Below are 16665 nucleotides of genomic sequence, written 5' to 3' on the forward strand. Positions count from 1 at the left end.
GCACGGCCCACCAGGTTTCGCCCGCTCATGAACCGTGCACCCACGCGTGGCAAGCCGCTTGGAAGAATTTGGTGAGACGTGTCCACCCGATGGGACGATCGATGCCGGCTTTGATTTGAGGTTTGCGGTTAGTCGTTCTTGGTGAAGTCGACTTCGATGACCTTGCCCATCTCACCTGATGGGTTGGTCGGGGCGATATCCTGGGCCTTTCGGCTCTTTGGAGTGTGCATGTTCGCGAACGTCAGGTTCTGAGCCAATCGCTTGCCGTCGGCCTCGATCTCGGTCCAGCGCACCTCACGCATAAATGGTCGGTCTTCATTGGGCCGGGTGATGTCCGTTACCGTGACCTCGATTTCCGAGCCGGTCTTTAATGCCTCGGCCCACGCATCTTCGAGGCCTTTGTACGTGCCGTAGCGGTTCGCCACCCAGTTCTGAAGCGAGAGGTTTTCGGGACCGCCCGGGGCGCCGAAGCGATTGCCGATCAGGTGGCCCGCGTCATCGCCGCTCCCCTCGGAAACCCCGCGCTGGGCGTTCTGGTTGCGATGGGTTCGGACCCGACCCGGAACGCCAAGCCGACCGCTGCCGATTTTGTAGGTCTTACCATCCCTCACCGTTTCTTCAAACCGAAAGTCGTTGCTGATATCAGGAAGCAACGGGTTCGGCTGAATCCGCGGGGCGATCACTCCACTCGTCGAGGCGTTCGCGACCTGGGAGGAACCCTGCCCTTGAAACAAGGCGTCGGCTCGGAAGCGTTCGATCAGCCGATCGTACTGGATGAGGATCCAGGTCTCGAGTCCAACGCTCGCCCTCAGCAGCTTGGTCTCCTTTTGCTCGGCCAGGGCCACGCGAAGCCGTCCTCGGGCCCTTCCGCCCATTTCTTTGGCCAGAAACGCGATGAGGCCCTGAAGGAGCAGGCTGAAGAAGATCCCGACCGCGTCGGCCATGATCAAAGCGGCCGCATGGATCCGGAAGGACGAACCCGCCGACTCCCAGGCCTCGGCGATGCCCCGCGCAAAGGCGCGGTCGACCACCTCAAGATAAGGCGCCAGTTCGCTGAGCAGGAAACCGGCCTCGAGCCCCTCAAGGAACCGCAAACTCAACGCGTAACCGGTGCCCGCGCCAACCAATGTTCCCGGGAGCCCGGTGACGCCGACCCCCAAGGCACTCGCGCCGCCCGCGTTGAGTTCCTCCATGAGGTCGGCCGCCATCAACAGGCCGCCGACCAGGCTGCGGATGAGCGCCAGGAATTCGTCGCCCGTCTGACTCGTGATCGCCGTCTCAACGTCACGAGCTCGGGCCAACTCCCAGGCCTCGGCAACGAACGCGATGTTTCGTTCGAGGTAGGGGTCGCGCGTCCAGCAAATCGGCCCCGGGACGCGAAACCGTTCCGGTCCCCGTCCGGGTGCCACGGTCGGAGCGAACGGAGATCGAGGTCTGATCGATTTCGGTAACGAGTTCATCATCGGCCTCAAGGATCGACGACGGGTCGGCAATCAGACTGGAATTCGAGACATGCCATGACCAATGGATTTCATGGCATGGCGATATTAGTTGATGAGCACTGTGGGATAACCCATGACGATGGCCCCGCCGTGGGCGGTGATATCTCCCAGGCGAGCGGCGGGCTGACCGCTGATCAAGACGGTAAAGCTCCCGAGCGCGATCACATCGGGGGGACCGACGCAGACCGCGAGATCACCCATTCGGGCGGCGGGCAAGCCGCCGATCAGAACGGTCAAGGCGCCCGGCGGGAGGATCGGTCCGCCCACGTGGGGGACGAGAACCGTTACTAGTGGGCAAACGTGCATGTCGGTGACGCGGGCCGCGGGCATGGGCATCGGTTTAGTCCCAGTTGATGGCAGGGCGCGAGGTAGGGGTGCTCGATCGGTCGTCGGGTGTAGCCTTCCGCGGGGCGGTTGCCGCCGGGACCACCGGCTCGCTCCAGCGCTGCGTGCCTTCGGCGACACCGACACCCCGTTCGAAGAACCTCTTGTATTTTTCAGGGGCCTTTTCGGGCTCGGAGCGCACTGCGGCGAGCATCACCGAGCCGGCGACCCCGTGCGCGGTGAGCTCTTCACCGGGTGGAACCACCGGGACGTCGGGAGGGGCGAGGCTCCCGCCGCTCCAGAAGGCCGCGGCCGCGGCGCATCCGGCCGGGGTTCCGAGTCCGGCCGCGTCGGACGCGGGCATCGTCTTGCGTCGGTTTTCCTCGGTCGGGTCGGTGCACCAGGCCTCCGCCGCCTCGAGCGCGGCATGTTGAGGCAACGGTGCGCCCTCGGCCATCACGATTCGGGCACACACGCAGGCCCACCAGACAGCCTCCCGTTTCGGCAACGCGTGCGCCCAGAACCGCGCGGCGTCGGGGAACTCCTGCTTCTCGACGAGCAGGCTCAAGAATTGTTTCGCCGTCGGCTCGTTGCGAAGCAACTCCCGCGACGCCGCGCTGAGCTCAATGGTTTGGCAGAGTTCCCTTGGGGTCTGCTCAACCAGGTGGATCAAGGATTCCTCACTCATCGTCGGCTCCGGCCCTCATGTCGAATCGCCACTTCGAGCGGTTTTTCCAGGCGTGAGCTGCGGGCTGTCCGCAACGACGCTGGCACAATCGTCGTGATCGAGTCATGTCACTAACCGATCATGGTCAGTCCGCCCTTCATTTGCAGGATGGCAGAGGCGCTGATCTGTGTCATCAAGCCTTTCACCTGGGTTTGCACTTGCCCATTGATGTCGATCATCATCCCCTTGATCTGAACACCCGTCTGGTCGATCTTGATGCTGCTCTGGCCGACCTTGAGTTCGATCGACTGCAACGCCTGAGTTTCGCTCTTGCCGAGGTCGAGCTTAGTGGTCTGATTCCCCATCTTGATCGTCAATGCATCATTGCCCATGTCGATCTTGACGGCGCGGTTGCCCATTTTGACGTTGTGGGTGTCATTGCCCTGGCTCACGATCACGTCGCGGTTGTTGTCGACGGTGACCTTCTCGTTGCGCTTGACCTGCTCGGTGCGGTCCCGATCGATCGTAACCGTCTGATCGCGGTGGACCTTGAGGTCGTCGTCGCGTTCGACGACCCGGTGAAAGTCCTTCTCGGCGTGAAAGTAGACGTCTTCCTCCCCCTTCTTGTCCTCGAACCGGAGCTCGTTGAAGTTGGCTTCGGACCCCCTGAGAGAACTACGGGTCTTGACGCCGCTCTGGGTCTTGTTCGCCGGGAGGTCGTAAGGGGGCATCATCGCGGCGTTGTACACGCTGCCGATAATAATCGGCTGGTCGGGATCCCCCTCCTGAAAGTCCACGATGACTTCCTGGCCGATTCGAGGGATGTGGATCATCCCCCAGTTCTTACCGGCCCAGGGGGTGCCGACCCGGATCCAGCAGGAGCTATTGTTGTCGTTCTTGCCCTGCCGGTCCCAGTGAAATTGGACCTTCACTCGCCCATACTTATCGGTAAAAATCTCTTCACCCGCCGGCCCGACGACCACGGCCGTTTGCGTCCCTTGAACGGCCGGTTTCGGCGTCTTTCGCGCGGGGCGGTAGGGAAGGTCGAAGGGCATGCATGTGAATGAGTTGCGATACGAGAATTCCGCCGACTCGTTCGACGACCGGAAGTTGTAGCTTTGCCTGGCCATGTGGCGAATGCCTGTGATCAGATACTTGCCATTCGCATTAAAGTGGTTGTCGAGCAAGACTGTGTGGCCGGTGGCGAAGCTCCGGCAGGTCCCTTCGCCCTGGATCGACAAGCTGGCCGCCGCCTCTTCCTGCATCCGGATCTCGACGGTTCGCTTGTTGTCATCAAAGATCTTTTGCAGGTCCCCCGCGCGGTCGCCGCCGCTCGGGTTGATCCCATCGAACCGCTGGGCGTACTCACCGGGATAGTCGTAAAGCTCGAGTTTGTCATTGTTTCCAATCCTGAGCTTGTGCGACACCTGCCCGGCCATGACGCTGTCGGCGATCTGCTTATCCGCCTCCAGATGCTTGTGGGGAAGCTCGAAGCTATGATCCCAGAGCAGATAACGCCCGGAGCGAAGCTCCTGGGTTTTCTCCCACGAGAGCACCAACTCTTCGCCGCTCACTTCCTCCTCCGACCGGCCGAGCGTCATCCGCGCTTTTCCAGCGAGCTCCGGGCAGGCTTGCGACACGTCGGTCACGACCAGGGTGTGGCCGTTGGCGGAGTGCTTGAAGAAGAAAAAGATTCCCTCTTCTTCCATCAGCCGACAGGCGAAATTGTAGTCGGTCTCGCGGTATTGGACACAGTAGTCGCGCGGTTGGTAGGTTCCCCGCAAGTCGTAGGAGACGTCCAGACCCGCGAGCACCTGCTGGAGGATCTGAGGCACTGACACCTGCTGGAAGATCCGGCTCTGAGCGCGCTTGGTCAGGAACCAGAACTGCGGGACCACGTCCAGGTGGTAGGCCGTGAACGTATTGTCGCGCGCCCCCTGGCTCACCCGGTTGCAGATCCCGCTGAAGAATCGTTGTTTGTTCCCCTCCAGCGCCAGTCTGACGATCGCCTTTTGACCGAGCAACATCTCAAACGGAATCGGCTCGTCATTGGTGGCGAAGAGTTCGAGGCGATACTCGAAGAGCTGCGAGATCGACTCGTGGCCGGAGAACCCAGCCATCAAGAGCGCATCCTTCTTTAACGGCGTCGTGACCGTCATGATCCGATCGGCTTGCAAATAGGTCGCCATTATCGACTCCACGAAATCCGAAGATCTTCCGGTCCCACGCCGAGCGTTCGGCTGATTCTCACACGCGTCGCCCACTCAGGCAAGCGGGCTTGCCCGGCGGGTCCGAGAAGTACGTTGGCCGATTGCTATGAATGCTTTACGGTCGGGTTTGCCACTGTGACGGCCGACGGCCAACTCGCAATCAGGGCGGTCGAACTCATCGCCGGCACGACCGGACGTCACAGAACCAAGGCACCGAAGTAACAAGAACAACGAGCCCTCCGCACCCTCATGCGTCGGGCTGATTGGTCCGATGGGTTCAGGGACCGGTCGAATCGAGACTTGACCGGCCCCGCTTGCGATTGACCTGTCGTCGAGCGATCATTGGGCTGGAAACGTGGGGATTGAATAACATCCAATGCGGCGGAGAGAAGGTGAGTCCCATGCAGTCGGATCAGGCGAACACGTACGACGAAATCCCCTACGGCGACCATTTCTTTCCCTTCACCCACCCGATCCACCTCGCCACGCTGGGGACGCTCTTCGGGATCGACGCGCCCGCGGTCGAGCGTTGCCGCGTACTGGAACTCGGTTGTGCCGAGGGGGGCAACCTGCTCCCGATGGCCTTGGAACTCCCCGACGCCCAGTTTGTCGGGATTGATCTTTCCCCACGCCAAATCGCCAATGGCCAGGCCGTCGTCAAACGGCTCGGCCTCCGCAACCTCGACCTTCGTGCGATGAGCATCACCGAGGTTGACGCGTCGTTCGGGTCGTTCGACTATATCATTTGTCATGGCGTCTTCTCCTGGGTTCCCGAGCCGGTTCGGGACAAGATCCTGGCGATCTGCTCCCAGAACCTGGCCCCCCAGGGCCTGGCCTATCTCAGCTACAACACCTATCCGGGCTGGCACGGACGAGGGATGGTCCGGAGGCTGCTCGCCTACCACCTCGGGCGCACCGCGTCCGCGACCCCACTGGAGCAGGTTCACGAGGCGCGTTCATTTCTCGAAGAGATTGTGCGAGTCATTCCCGACAAGGATAGTTCCTACGCCCGGATCCTTCGGACCGAGAGCGCGTACCTTCGCGGCGTTCCGAATACCTACCTCTTTCACGAGCACCTCGAAGAGACGAACCACCCCTTCTACTTCCACGAGTTCGTGGCCCTGGCCGAGGCCAAACGCCTGAAATTCTTGGTCGAAGCGCGCTCTGGAGGCATGAGCGCCAATCTCCCGGACGACGCGCGGGAAAGCTTGGAGGAATGGGCCGACGATGAACTGGGACGCGAGCAATATCTCGATATCTTATGCAATCGAACGTTTCGGCAGACCCTGCTCACCCACGTGGACGTAGCTCGGCTCGATGAACCCGCGGCCGATGCGCTCGACGCACTCTGGATCAGCACCAGCTTGGGACCAGTTTCGCCCGATCCCGACGTCGTTTCGCTTGCACCCGAAGAATTTCGGATGGCGGAGGGAGAGGCGAACCTGTCGACCAACGATCCGTTGATCAAGGCGGCCTTGGTCGAGCTGTTCGAAATCGCGCCGCGCTCGATTCGCTTTGCGGCCCTCTGGGAACGGGTTCTGTCGCGGTTGGGGGAGGATCCGGATTCGAACCCTTCACGCGATCCCGACCACTTGAAACACGCCTTGCTTCGCTGCTTCATGTCTTCCTTGATCCAACTGCGCACGAAGCCCCCCGCCTTCGCGATCGCGCTCAGCGAGCGACCGGTGGCCAGTCCGCTCGCCCGGGTCCAGGCGGTGGACGAGGAGCGTGTGATCAATCTCCGCGGTCGGACCGTCCGACTCGACCCGTTCGAGCGCCTCGTGCTACGCGCCCTGAATGGGAGCCACGATCGCCGGGCCGTCCTGGAAGCACTTCTGATGAGCGTCGACTCGGGCGAGTTTTCGATTCATGAAGGCGGGCGGCCGATTGAAGATCGGGACAGGATCGCTCAGATTTTCGGTGGTGAGCTCGAGCCATGCCTCGAACGGCTGGCCGCCCGAGCCCTCCTGGTAAGTTGACGCGTTTGGCTCGCGGGTCGGCTCCAAGCCGCTCCCAAAACTCTCTGACTCCTTGAGGTTTTGGGATCACTGGGCGCGATGGAGTTGGGGCCTTTCCCGATCGCTTCGGTCCGCCGCCCACGAGCAAGCCACTTGCGAATTTGCGTACGCGACCTGCCGCCTGCTCCACGATCGTATTCGTGAGACAAATCCTGAACGATCATGTTGAGATGATGCCGCGCCTAATGGGCTCGATGCGAATCTGTCGGGACGCTCTTCCAAAATTCATGGTCTCACGGTACGGTTTTTAACGCTGACTTCATTGTTCAGCGAATTCACCCCGGTTTGGCCGTGTCTCAAGGAGGAGTCAGCGCATGGTAACTCCTGTGCGTGCATGGTCCGGTTTCATCCAGTGGACTTCGCGGTCTCAGCATTCGGCACTCAGGATCGTTACCATCGGTGCCCTGCTCTTCGCGGCCTTTCAGCTCCACGAAAGAGCGAATCGACTCGAGCAACGCGAACGTTTATTGCAGCAGCAAATGGCTGCGATTTCGCGTCAGACCCAGGAACATGACGAACGCGTGCGGAGTCTTGGCACGCTGCCCGCCCCTCTCGAGCGAGTTGCCGAGGCCTCAGCCACCAATTCCACTCCGTTTCTGGACGGCGTTGTCCATCGTGCCAGCCACCCCGACCTGATTCGACCGGTCGCTCTCAAGACCACGGATCGTTGAGTCGTCGGGCGGGGTGCCTTGACGATTCCCTAAGACCCACTCGTGGGTCTCGGTTTTCTTTGATTTTCTGATGGGCGATCGCAGGGATTGCACATCAATCAATACAAAGAGAGACCGGGCTCACCTGGTTAGGGGGCGCTGCTCAGTTGGAGGATTGAGATTTCGGGTGGGCAGAAGAAGCGAATGCGCGGAGCTTGTCCCCGTTCGCAGCCGACTCCTCGGCTGACGTAGAGCCGGTTATCGACGAGCGAATGGAGTCCGCCGGCGGCGACCTGCCGAGGCACATCGCTCAGGGTCATCGGGGGGCCGAAGCCGGGAACGACGATCTGGCCCCCGTGCGTGTGCCCAGCCACGGTGAGGTCGATCCGCGATCGGCGTTTCAGGCCAAGCGCGACATCGGGTCGGTGGGCCACAAGAATGCGGATATCCTCATCTCCTGGGGCCGTTTCCAATTGATGGATGGTTTCCCGGGCTCCGCCGGTCATCGTATCCAACTCCACGCCACCGATCGTCACCTGTCGGTCGCCGAGCTTGATCCGGGTGACCTCGTTGACGAGCATGCCGACCCCCGCCGACTGGAGAATTTCCTCGAGTCCGTAATGTCCTCGGTCCACATCGCCCAGGACGAAGTAAACACCGCCCGGTGCGGACAGCCGACTGAGCAATTCGATCAGATCCGCTCGATTCGCCTCGAGGTCTTTCTCGGATCCCTGGAACAAGTCTCCGGGCATCAGGATCAGGTCGGGGCGAAGCGACATCAGCCGATCGAAGGCGGACCGCTCGTAATCCGTGATCCTTGAGGTTTGTAGGTCGGCGATCACTCCGATCCGGAACGTTGCCTTCCCCTGGCGCGCAGGACCGAGCGGAACGCGGGTCGTTTCCACCTGGAGGCGAAACGGCTCGATCCAACTCGCATAAACGCCGATTGGGATGAGCGCGAAGGTCCCCACCGCGAAAATCCGCGCTGGTTTCGACACGCTCACGCGCCGACCCTCTCCCAGCGGGAGCGACGAAGCAACCAGCAGGGCGACTGCGGCCGCCGGCGGGAGGATCATCAGATCCACATAGACCAGGTGGATCACTCCAAAGAGGTTCAACCCCAACAAAGTCAACGGAGTGAGTTTGATCATGAAGACCAACGCGGTGATCAGCACCGCGTTGAGCACTTGCTTCATGCCGATTTCCGCGGAGCCGCTCCGCACACCAAACCCACGAGCTCCCAAGCAGACGCCCGTGATCACAAGAAAATCAATGAGGGTTGATCCGATCACGACAAGTGCGAAGGTTTGCTGTGACATGGCACCCGTTCAATTCCATCATCGAATGAGAGTGGAACTCGCTCATCATGAGCGAGTCGCCACGGGTCCCTCGATCGAGATCGCCGCGAGTCATTATGGAGGGCTCAGGATAATCGGCAACCCCGGTCGTCGTCGAGAGTGAGCGGATCGCCTGGGCGTTCCAGGGGTGGGGCCCGGCCGGAACCGTCGCGGAGATCGAGCCAAGGGGCGGGGCTTCCGGGGCGGTTGGCGTCCGCGTATGCTGGGATTCTGGCAACCTGGGGAGGGGAGACACCTGACACGACTTCCGTTCCCAAGGGGTCTCGATCGCGTGTTCGGCGAGCAAAAGCCATGATACAATCGAGCTTCGTCGATGGCCCAAGGAGGCCGACGCCGCCATCGCGGGGGGCGTTCCCGAGTTTCTCGCTTTCGACGGCGAGTTGCCACCGGGCAAGGCGCTACCGATTGCACGCGTCCGGTTGAAAATCGGTGACCTTGACGAGACCAAACCGGTTCTCCCCGATGCCAAGGCCGTCACCTTTACCGTGAACTTGCGGAGCGACGTCAAGTTACCCATGCAAAGCTGGTTTTATGATGAGCAGGGTTGCGAGCTTTGTGGCGCCTATTTTGCCTATGTTTCCAGGAATCGACCGTAGTGCGACGGGGGATTCCACGTCTCCTGGACCGACCGAGAGCGATTCATGCTTGGACCGAACTCAACGCTGAACTCGAACCGAGTGGCCCCCTGGCTGAGGCTCCCACGCGTTTGGTCCGAGTCGAACAATCGAGGCAGAGCTTGCGGGCAGGGCACGCTTGCTTTCCTGCTTCTTTGTCTGGGGCTAAGTCGCCTGGTTGAGGCCGCCACGCCCGCTCCCACCGCGTCGACCCTGCCGTCGCCGCGGCGTCCGGTCGCGCTCTGCTTTAACCGGGACGGAACCCGGCTTTTCGTCGCGAACCGAAACAACGGCAGCCTCTCGGTCATTGACGTTCGGCAACAGCGGGTTATCGCCGAATCTCCCGTAGGCCAAGGATTGGCCGACCTCGTTCCCTTGCCCGACGGCACTTCGTGGCTGGTCGTCGATCAGGAGGAGAATGCACTTCTGCTGCTGGAGGAACGCAACGGCTCGCTCCAAGTCGTCGCGCGGCAACCGGTGAAGCTCGACCCGGTAAAGCTTGTGCTTATGCCGGATGGGACGACATGTGTTGTCGCATCACGCCTGGGGCGTTCCCTGACCGTTTGCTCGCGGGTTCAGACCGCAACCGAACCGCGATCGACCTTGCGCGTGACCCGCTCGATCGACTTGCCGTTCAGTCCGCGTGACATGCTTCTGGTACGGGATGGGGCAACGCTCATTGTCGCCGACGCGTTCGGAGGTCAGCTTGCGCTGATTGACGTGCAGAGCGGCCGGATTCTGGCGGTTCACTCGCTCCCGGCCCACAACATCCGCGGTTTGGCACTCACTCCGGACGGCGACGCGTTGCTCCTCGGTCACCAGGAGCTCAACCCGGACGGACGCGCGATTCAGGACGACATCCAGTGGGGGGCCTTGCTCTCAAACAAGGTCCGCGTGCTCAAGCTCGACCGACTCCTCGACCGGCAACCCGAGGCGCGGTTGCGTCCCCCCGCACAATCGGATCAAGTGATCGATCTCGGCCGATTCTCGGGCGATCCATCCGCACTCGCCTGTGACCGTGACGGGCGAGTCATTCTCTCCCTGGCCGGAGTCGACCAAATCGTCACGGGATCGGATTATTCTCATCTGGAAATCCGTACCGGGAGTGGCAAACGCCCGACCGCGATCGCGTTGGACTCCGATCAGGCGCTGGTGTATGTTGCGGACACCCTCGACGACACGATCTCCGTGTTCGAGATCAAGACGGGGAAGCGTCGGGCCCAGATCCCCCTCGGACCGAGTCGAGACGCCTCGATCGAGGAGCGTGGAGAACGTCTGTTCTACGACGCCCGGCTCTCCCGAGGCGGCTGGATGAGCTGTCACAGTTGCCACACCGACGGTCACACGAACGGACTCAACGTCGATACGATTGGCGACGGTGGCTACGGTGCGCCCAAACGCGTCCCCTCCTTGTTCGGCACGAGCCAGACGGGCCCCTGGGGTTGGACCGGTCGCAACGATCGCCTTGATGAACAAGTGCACCAATCCACCGTCACGACCGTTCAAGGCCTCTGGCCGACCGAGACCGAGGTGGCCGAGATGTCCGCCTTCCTACGAACGCTCACGCACCCGCGCACTCCACCGATCGCCCCCTCGAACCAGGCTTCGGCCCAGCGTGGACAGGCACTCTTCGAGTTGCAGTGTGCCACCTGTCATGCCAAGCCCGAGTACACGTCGGTCCGGCTCTATGACGTGGGACTGGCGGACGAGGTCGGCCAACGTCGGTTCAATCCGCCGTCGTTGCGAGGCGTCCGCTATCGTGCGCCGCTCTTACACGATGGGCGGGCCAAGACGCTCGAAGCGGTCTTTCGCAAGCATAAGCATCCCCGCGACACCGAATGGACCGACGAGGAGATCAGCGACATCCTCAGCTTCCTCGATTCGCTCTGAAACCGAAGCATTCACGCTGTTTTTCGTTCCTCCAAGAGGACCGTGACATGAGCATTTTTCGTGACGACCTGTTCCGGGATCAGGTCATCTTGATCACGGGGGGTGGAACCGGGATTGGCCGTGGAATCGCCCTGGCCCTGGCCGCTCACGGAGCGGACACGGCGATCCTCAGCCGGACCGCCGAGCACTTGGATCCGACGGCGGCCGAGATCAGCAAGGCGACCGGTCGCCGCTGCCTGGCTCTCGTCGCCGACGTTCGACAGCCGGAGCAAGTTGACGCCGCGGTTGCCCGAGTCGTCGCCGAACTCGGCCGGCTCGATAGCGTGATCAATGCCGCCGCCGGCAATTTTCTCTGCCCCTCGGCCGACCTCTCGCCGAACGGGTTTGGCACCGTCCTCGACATTGATTCCAAGGGGACATGGAACGTGTCGAGGGCCGCGTATCACGCCTGGTTGCGCGAGCACGGGGGGCAGATCCTCAACATCAGCGCCACCCTGCACTACGGCGGAACCCCCGGGCAGGTCCATGTCGCCGCGGCCAAGGCGGCCGTCGACGCCCTGACGCGTACCCTGGCCGTCGAATGGGGACCGCAACGAATCCGGGTCAACGCGATCGCTCCCGGGCCGATCAGCGACACCGAAGGCGCCCGCCGGCTCTTTCCCGAAGCCATCGCCGAGCGACTCAAACGGATCATCCCCACGCGTCAACTCGGCCGGATTGACGATGTGGTCAATCTCGCACTCTTTCTGCTGAGCGAAGCGGCCGCCAATATCAACGGCGAAATCGTGGTGACCGATGGCGGCCTCTGCCTGGCCGGAAACCTCAATCTCTTTGCCGAAGCGCTCCGCTCGAAATCCTGATCCGAACCCGTTTCCCCCTTTCTTCGGCGCGATCGACTGTGGTGTCATCCTGGGTCCAACGATTCCCGTGGGGTGGGCCGTGACCACCCCATAGAAAGAATCCGATCCTGACCGCCGATCAATCGTCAGTCGTGCATGAGTTTATGGCGGATCAGTGGGCAGTCGCAGGAGGTCGCCGACGATGATCGCGTAGAGTCCGAGAGCAATCAGCATGTGACAACCGAGGCCGCGGGCTACGGGTACGGCTGTTCCGGCCAGGGAAAGCGTGCCGCAGGCCCAGAGGAGTCGAGGACGGTGCGCGAGAAAGATGACCGCTGGCAATAACCAGAGGAAGTAGTGGTGCCAGCAGATGGGGGTGCCGGCCAGCATGATGACCGAGGAGAGCGCAAACACTCCAAGGGTCGCCCGGCGCGGCTCGGCATTCCTCGTTTTCCAGACGCAGACAGTCCAGGCCAGGGTGAGGCCCGCCAGAACGACTCCCCAGAGGAACCAGATCTGGTTCAACGAGAGAATCCCGAGAGAAAGTGAGTGCAACGGATCGTAGGCGCCGAGATCGCCGAAGGTTCGAACCAGAACGATCGGCAGACTCTCGTTGTTCACCCTGAGGTCGGCATGGCGAGCGACCAGGTGCCAGGGCTTCTCGTAGTTGCTGATCCAGTCGACCTGCTCCTCGATCGCCGCGAGCGCTGAGGACCAGCCGACCGCGACCACGATGACACCCAGGCCCAACGTCGCGGTCAGGGCCATGGCCAGCCAGATTCTCCAGGAGCGGACCCGAGCGACGATCGTTGCCCAGTGGACGATCGGCAGGATCTTGATCATCCCGGCCATCCCGACCAGCGCGACGCTCGTCATCGCTTTCTCTTGAAGCAGGGCCGTTAATCCCAACGAAACGAGGCAGACGTTGATCGGGTCGCTCTGGCCAAGCACCAGGGCGTCGATGAAAAACGGGAGCACGACGTACCAGGCCGGGATTTGCCGACGAAAGTTGAGTCCCGTGAGCCGCTCAAAAATCCGGGGCAAGGCGCCGACGGCCGCGAACGATAGTGCGGCCCAGACCAATGAGGCAAGGCCGATCGGCAGCGACGCCAGTGGTGCGAGCAGCACATGGAACGAGACGGGATAACGGGGTTGCGCCGCGACGTGGAGCCGGCTGGTCCTCCAGAGCGCCTTGGCCGCGAGATAAGGATACTTGAAATCATTGCCGCGTTGCGCACTGCGCAGCACCACATACCCGAAGAAGAGTGCCAGGCCAATCGCCGCCCCGAGCCTACGCCTGGTCACATCGAGCCATCCTATCGCGAACCGGAATGTTCGGCGAAGTCCTCAAGGGAAGACCTCACTTGGTGGGAGTCATGCGGCGTGAATCAACCCCAGCCCCCGTCAATTCCTCATCGGATTATCGCGCCGACATGATCGCCGGGTTCCCCCACTCTGGCAACCCTTCTTAGCCCCTTGGTTTGAATTCACCGCCGGTTGACCGTCACGAGTGGAATTCAGGCCCCTGAATTCGGTGATCCGTTCCAACCCCTCGACTTTGCGGTCGCTCCCGAGTATGAGACGGCCGCTCGTATCCTCACCCGACCATTCACCCATGAGGTCGAACCGGTCCTAGCCGGCGTCTCGGCGGGGATTGCCTCGCATGGTTTGATGCGTCGTGGCCGCGGACGACCATGCAACCTGCCCTTGTGGGTCGTGCAGGATGCACGATGCTCGTGTCGTGGTCTGCGGAAAGCGCTTGACATAACGGGTGATAGCGCAATCGTTTGCGGTTTGCTGGACGGTTGGGCACATGCCTTGCTTTTCATCATAGACCGTTCGAGTCGGTCGGACACCGCTCGAGCCGAGGCGAAGGACGAACCCCGGTCGCGGCCGCGTCGAGGCGATGCGGTCCGAACGACTTCGCGGCACGGACGCTTACCGGTTTCGGGACGCCGTCCACCGGTGGGACAAGGAGTAATGATGCAAGTCGATGAAATTTATTTTATGATACCGACCTGTCGCCTTCGGGACGTTGCGCAGACGGTTGAGGCCTACGACCAGCATTTCTGGCGAAACGGCCATTCGCCGATTCTGATCGTGTGTGACGACTCCAGCCCGGTCGCTCAGGAGAAGTATTATCCATTGCTGGAGCGAACGAGCACTCACAGCGAGCTCTACTATGTCGGTCCGCGCGAGAAGGAGGAGTTCATCGGCTTCTTGAGCCGACGGCTGCGCGACAAGCGCTTGGACGGCCTGGTCAAAAACCTGTTTCGTCCTAGCTACGGGGGGAACAGGAACCACACGCTGATGCACACGTTGGGCGGCCTGATGGTTTCGTCCGACGACGATATGCGGCCCTACGCCCTGATGGAGCACAGCCTCGAGTCGCTCGGTGAGGGGGAGGTGAGCCGCGGGCGGCTGCACCGGACCGGCCAGAACGGCTACGGCCCCAAGTCGTTCGACATCCTCGGGTCGTTCCTCGACGTGCTGGGCAAGCGGGCTGGCGACGTCCCGGACAACTATGAGAAGGGCGAGGTCCTGGTCGACACCGCGATGCACCTGGAGACCAACGTGTCGATGGGATTATCCAGGGAGAACTCGCTGATCCTGGAACGGGGCCCGGTGCCGGCCGATGCGGTGGTCAAAATGGCCCAGACGTTCCGCTCCGGCACCAACGACATCGACGCGATGGACTTCGCCGACCTCTTCCTCGAAGACGAGGACCAGATCGACCCGGACGGCCTCAATGAGCTCTACGTGCTCGTCAATTTCCGCCCGGCCGTGACCAATCGGAATTGGCGGATGGACTGCGGCGTCGCCGGGTACGACAACAGCTTCGGGCTACCCCCCTTCTTCCCGACCCGCTTGCGGTTCGAGGACTACATCTACCGGCTCTGGATTCAACAGGACGGGATTACCGCCGCTCACGTCGACTCGGCGCAGAATCACACGCGATCCAACTACATGCGTAACCCGGTGGCCGCCGAGATCTTCAACGAAGAGGTGTCGAACCTGCTCAAGAAGAAGATCAAGGACACGGTCACTCGGGTCGACGAACTGGGCATCGCCTTCGACTACGACGGCGAAGTGACGGCCGAGGATGCCCATGCCGTCCTCGACAAGGTGGCGGCCATGTATGCCCGGGCACTCCAGGCCTCCGAGCGGGCGACGCGACCGGAGCGGAAGGATGCGCTTCGGCTCTTCGCGGCGAATTTGCAGAAGGCCTTCTACGCCTTCGAGCCGGACTTCTTCCACCAAAACCTGCTGCGGATCGTGGACGACGTCGTGACCACGATCAAAGGGTCGATCGAGCTCTGGCCGACTCTGATCGAGATCTGTTACTTCGAGAAGGACCGCCGGGGCCTTCCCCGGACCAAGGTGAACAACCGGCGGGCGAGCTGAGCCGCTTCGTTCCCACTTCCCCGGAGTCCATCCCAAGATGCGTATCGCGCAGGTTGCCCCACTGTATGAGAGCGTCCCCCCCAAGCTGTACGGCGGGACCGAGCGTGTTGTCTCGTACCTCACCGAGGAGTTGGTCCGGCAAGGCCATGAGGTCACTCTGTTCGCCAGCGGCGACTCGCGGACGAACGCCCGGCTGGTTGCGGGCTGCCCCAGAGCACTCTGGCAGGAGCCCGGCTGTCTTGAAACGCTTCCGCACCACGTACGACTCGTCACGATGGTCGTTCGTGAGGCGGATCGGTTCGACCTCATCCACTTCCATCTCGACTATCTCCATTTCCCGGTCGTCGGTCGGTTGCCATGCCCGACCGTGACCACGCTCCACGGGCGGCTCTATCCTCCGGATCAGGAGGCCTTGTTCGACGCCTATCCCGACGTTCCGCTCGTGTCGATTTCGGACGACCAGAGGCGGCCGATCCCACGGGCCAACTGGCGGGCGACGATCTACCACGGGCTGCCCCTTGACCTGCACACCCCGCGCGACGCTCCAGGGACTTATCTCGCCTTCCTCGGTCGGATTTCGCCCGAGAAGGGGCTCGAGAAAGCGATCGAGATCGCCCGACGAGCCGGCATGACGCTCCGCGTGGCGGCCAAGATTTACCCGGAGGAACGAACCTACTACGAGCGTGAGATCGCGCCGTTGCTGCGCGCGTCCCCCTGGGTGGAGTTCGTCGGCGAGGTGGGCGGGGCGGCGAAGGACGCCTTTCTCGGGGGTGCGTCGGCGTTGTTGTTCCCGATCGAGTGGGCCGAGCCGTTCGGCCTTGTCATGATCGAGGCGATCGCGTGCGGCACGCCGGTGATCGCCTTCCGCCGCGGCTCCGTCCCCGAGGTGATGGTCGAAGGCGTGACCGGCTTCGTGGTCGACAACGTGGCCGAGGCGGTGGAGGCGGTCGGCCGCGTGTCGGGACTCAGTCGGCGCCTTTGCCGGCAGGTCTTCGCCCAGCGGTACGGTGCGGACCGGATGGCACGCGACTACCAGGCGGTCTACCGCAATCTCGTCTCGGAGAAGGACTGGACGGCTTCGCAGGACGGCAGGCCCCTCAACGCTTCTCACCCGACCGGGGCAATTCCGAACCGTCGGGTCATTCTCGGGCCTGTCGAAGTCGGCAGGTCGGCCCTGGCCTCCTGACA

General features: G+C 62.2%; 12 protein-coding genes. 6 read left to right on the top strand and 6 right to left on the bottom strand.

Annotated features, from left to right (window positions below; genetic code table 11):
- Positions 1 to 128 precede the first annotated feature (128 nt).
- The 4 genes from BUS42_RS33425 to BUS42_RS33440 all read right to left on the bottom strand — a co-directional run bounded on the left by BUS42_RS33425 (position 129) and on the right by BUS42_RS33440 (position 4682).
- A complete protein-coding gene (locus BUS42_RS33425) occupies positions 129 to 1409 on the bottom strand; it encodes a DNA/RNA non-specific endonuclease (RefSeq protein WP_254053960.1) in 1281 nt (426 codons plus the stop codon).
- A gap of 138 nt (positions 1410 to 1547) precedes the next feature.
- Positions 1548 to 1838 carry a PAAR domain-containing protein gene (locus BUS42_RS33430; RefSeq protein ID WP_074314369.1) on the bottom strand — a complete coding sequence of 97 codons (291 nt, stop codon included), beginning with the start codon at positions 1836 to 1838 and terminating at the stop codon, positions 1548 to 1550.
- Between the two features lie 4 nt (positions 1839 to 1842).
- The gene (locus BUS42_RS33435; RefSeq protein ID WP_074314371.1) at positions 1843 to 2514 is read right to left on the bottom strand and encodes a DUF6931 family protein; all 672 of its coding nucleotides are present in this window, start codon (positions 2512 to 2514) and stop codon (positions 1843 to 1845) included.
- A 110-nt stretch (positions 2515 to 2624) separates the two neighbouring features.
- Positions 2625 to 4682, bottom strand: coding sequence for a type VI secretion system Vgr family protein (locus BUS42_RS33440; protein ID WP_074314373.1), 2058 nt, complete (start codon positions 4680 to 4682; stop codon positions 2625 to 2627).
- A 422-nt stretch (positions 4683 to 5104) separates the two neighbouring features.
- On the opposite strand from BUS42_RS33440, the gene BUS42_RS33445 reads away from it, so the two are divergent.
- Both BUS42_RS33445 and BUS42_RS33450 read left to right on the top strand, forming a co-directional pair.
- Positions 5105 to 6682: a class I SAM-dependent methyltransferase gene (locus BUS42_RS33445; protein ID WP_074314375.1), complete on the top strand. Its 1578-nt coding sequence runs from the start codon at positions 5105 to 5107 to the stop codon at positions 6680 to 6682.
- 353 nt (positions 6683 to 7035) lie between these two features.
- Positions 7036 to 7392 (top strand): hypothetical protein, encoded by a 357-nt coding sequence (locus BUS42_RS33450; protein ID WP_074314377.1) that lies wholly within the window; start codon positions 7036 to 7038, stop codon positions 7390 to 7392.
- A gap of 128 nt (positions 7393 to 7520) precedes the next feature.
- Here BUS42_RS33450 and BUS42_RS33455 read toward each other — a convergent pair whose 3' ends face one another.
- On the bottom strand, positions 7521 to 8690 hold the full coding sequence (locus BUS42_RS33455; protein ID WP_083670945.1) for a metallophosphoesterase: 1170 nt from the start codon (positions 8688 to 8690) through the stop codon (positions 7521 to 7523).
- A gap of 680 nt (positions 8691 to 9370) precedes the next feature.
- Here BUS42_RS33455 and BUS42_RS33460 point away from each other — a divergent pair.
- Together BUS42_RS33460 and BUS42_RS33465 are read left to right on the top strand one after the other, a co-directional pair.
- Positions 9371 to 11233 carry a cytochrome c peroxidase gene (locus tag BUS42_RS33460; RefSeq protein ID WP_254053961.1) on the top strand — a complete coding sequence of 621 codons (1863 nt, stop codon included), beginning with the start codon at positions 9371 to 9373 and terminating at the stop codon, positions 11231 to 11233.
- A gap of 47 nt (positions 11234 to 11280) precedes the next feature.
- Positions 11281 to 12093, top strand: a complete 813-nt coding sequence (locus BUS42_RS33465; RefSeq protein ID WP_074314379.1) for an SDR family oxidoreductase — start codon at positions 11281 to 11283, stop codon at positions 12091 to 12093.
- Between the two features lie 141 nt (positions 12094 to 12234).
- Here the strand turns inward: BUS42_RS33465 and BUS42_RS33470 are convergent, their stop codons facing one another.
- On the bottom strand, positions 12235 to 13377 hold the full coding sequence (locus BUS42_RS33470) for a glycosyltransferase 87 family protein (RefSeq protein WP_083670948.1): 1143 nt from the start codon (positions 13375 to 13377) through the stop codon (positions 12235 to 12237).
- Between the two features lie 678 nt (positions 13378 to 14055).
- Between BUS42_RS33470 and BUS42_RS33475 the strand changes: the two genes are divergently transcribed.
- Entirely contained in the window at positions 14056 to 15477 is a 1422-nt protein-coding gene (locus BUS42_RS33475; protein ID WP_074314381.1) for a hypothetical protein, read from the top strand.
- A gap of 37 nt (positions 15478 to 15514) precedes the next feature.
- Positions 15515 to 16663 carry a glycosyltransferase family 4 protein gene (locus BUS42_RS33480; protein WP_074314383.1) on the top strand — a complete coding sequence of 383 codons (1149 nt, stop codon included), beginning with the start codon at positions 15515 to 15517 and terminating at the stop codon, positions 16661 to 16663.
- Positions 16664 to 16665 lie beyond the last annotated feature (2 nt).

It is taken from the genome of Singulisphaera sp. GP187, from assembly GCF_900129635.1.
Lineage (GTDB): Bacteria > Planctomycetota > Planctomycetia > Isosphaerales > Isosphaeraceae > Singulisphaera.

What these genes read in the sequence shown, in the direction of transcription:
- BUS42_RS33430 (WP_074314369.1), bottom strand. Translation starts at nt 1,838, where the DNA reads ATGCCCATGCCCGCGGCCCGCGTCACCGACATGCACGTTTGCCCACTA.
- BUS42_RS33435 (WP_074314371.1), bottom strand. Translation starts at nt 2,514, where the DNA reads ATGAGTGAGGAATCCTTGATCCACCTGGTTGAGCAGACCCCAAGGGAA.
- BUS42_RS33440 (WP_074314373.1), bottom strand. Translation starts at nt 4,682, where the DNA reads ATGGCGACCTATTTGCAAGCCGATCGGATCATGACGGTCACGACGCCG.
- BUS42_RS33445 (WP_074314375.1), top strand. Translation starts at nt 5,105, where the DNA reads ATGCAGTCGGATCAGGCGAACACGTACGACGAAATCCCCTACGGCGAC.
- BUS42_RS33450 (WP_074314377.1), top strand. Translation starts at nt 7,036, where the DNA reads ATGGTAACTCCTGTGCGTGCATGGTCCGGTTTCATCCAGTGGACTTCG.
- BUS42_RS33455 (WP_083670945.1), bottom strand. Translation starts at nt 8,690, where the DNA reads ATGTCACAGCAAACCTTCGCACTTGTCGTGATCGGATCAACCCTCATT.
- BUS42_RS33460 (WP_254053961.1), top strand. Translation starts at nt 9,371, where the DNA reads ATGCTTGGACCGAACTCAACGCTGAACTCGAACCGAGTGGCCCCCTGG.
- BUS42_RS33465 (WP_074314379.1), top strand. Translation starts at nt 11,281, where the DNA reads ATGAGCATTTTTCGTGACGACCTGTTCCGGGATCAGGTCATCTTGATC.
- BUS42_RS33475 (WP_074314381.1), top strand. Translation starts at nt 14,056, where the DNA reads ATGCAAGTCGATGAAATTTATTTTATGATACCGACCTGTCGCCTTCGG.
- BUS42_RS33480 (WP_074314383.1), top strand. Translation starts at nt 15,515, where the DNA reads ATGCGTATCGCGCAGGTTGCCCCACTGTATGAGAGCGTCCCCCCCAAG.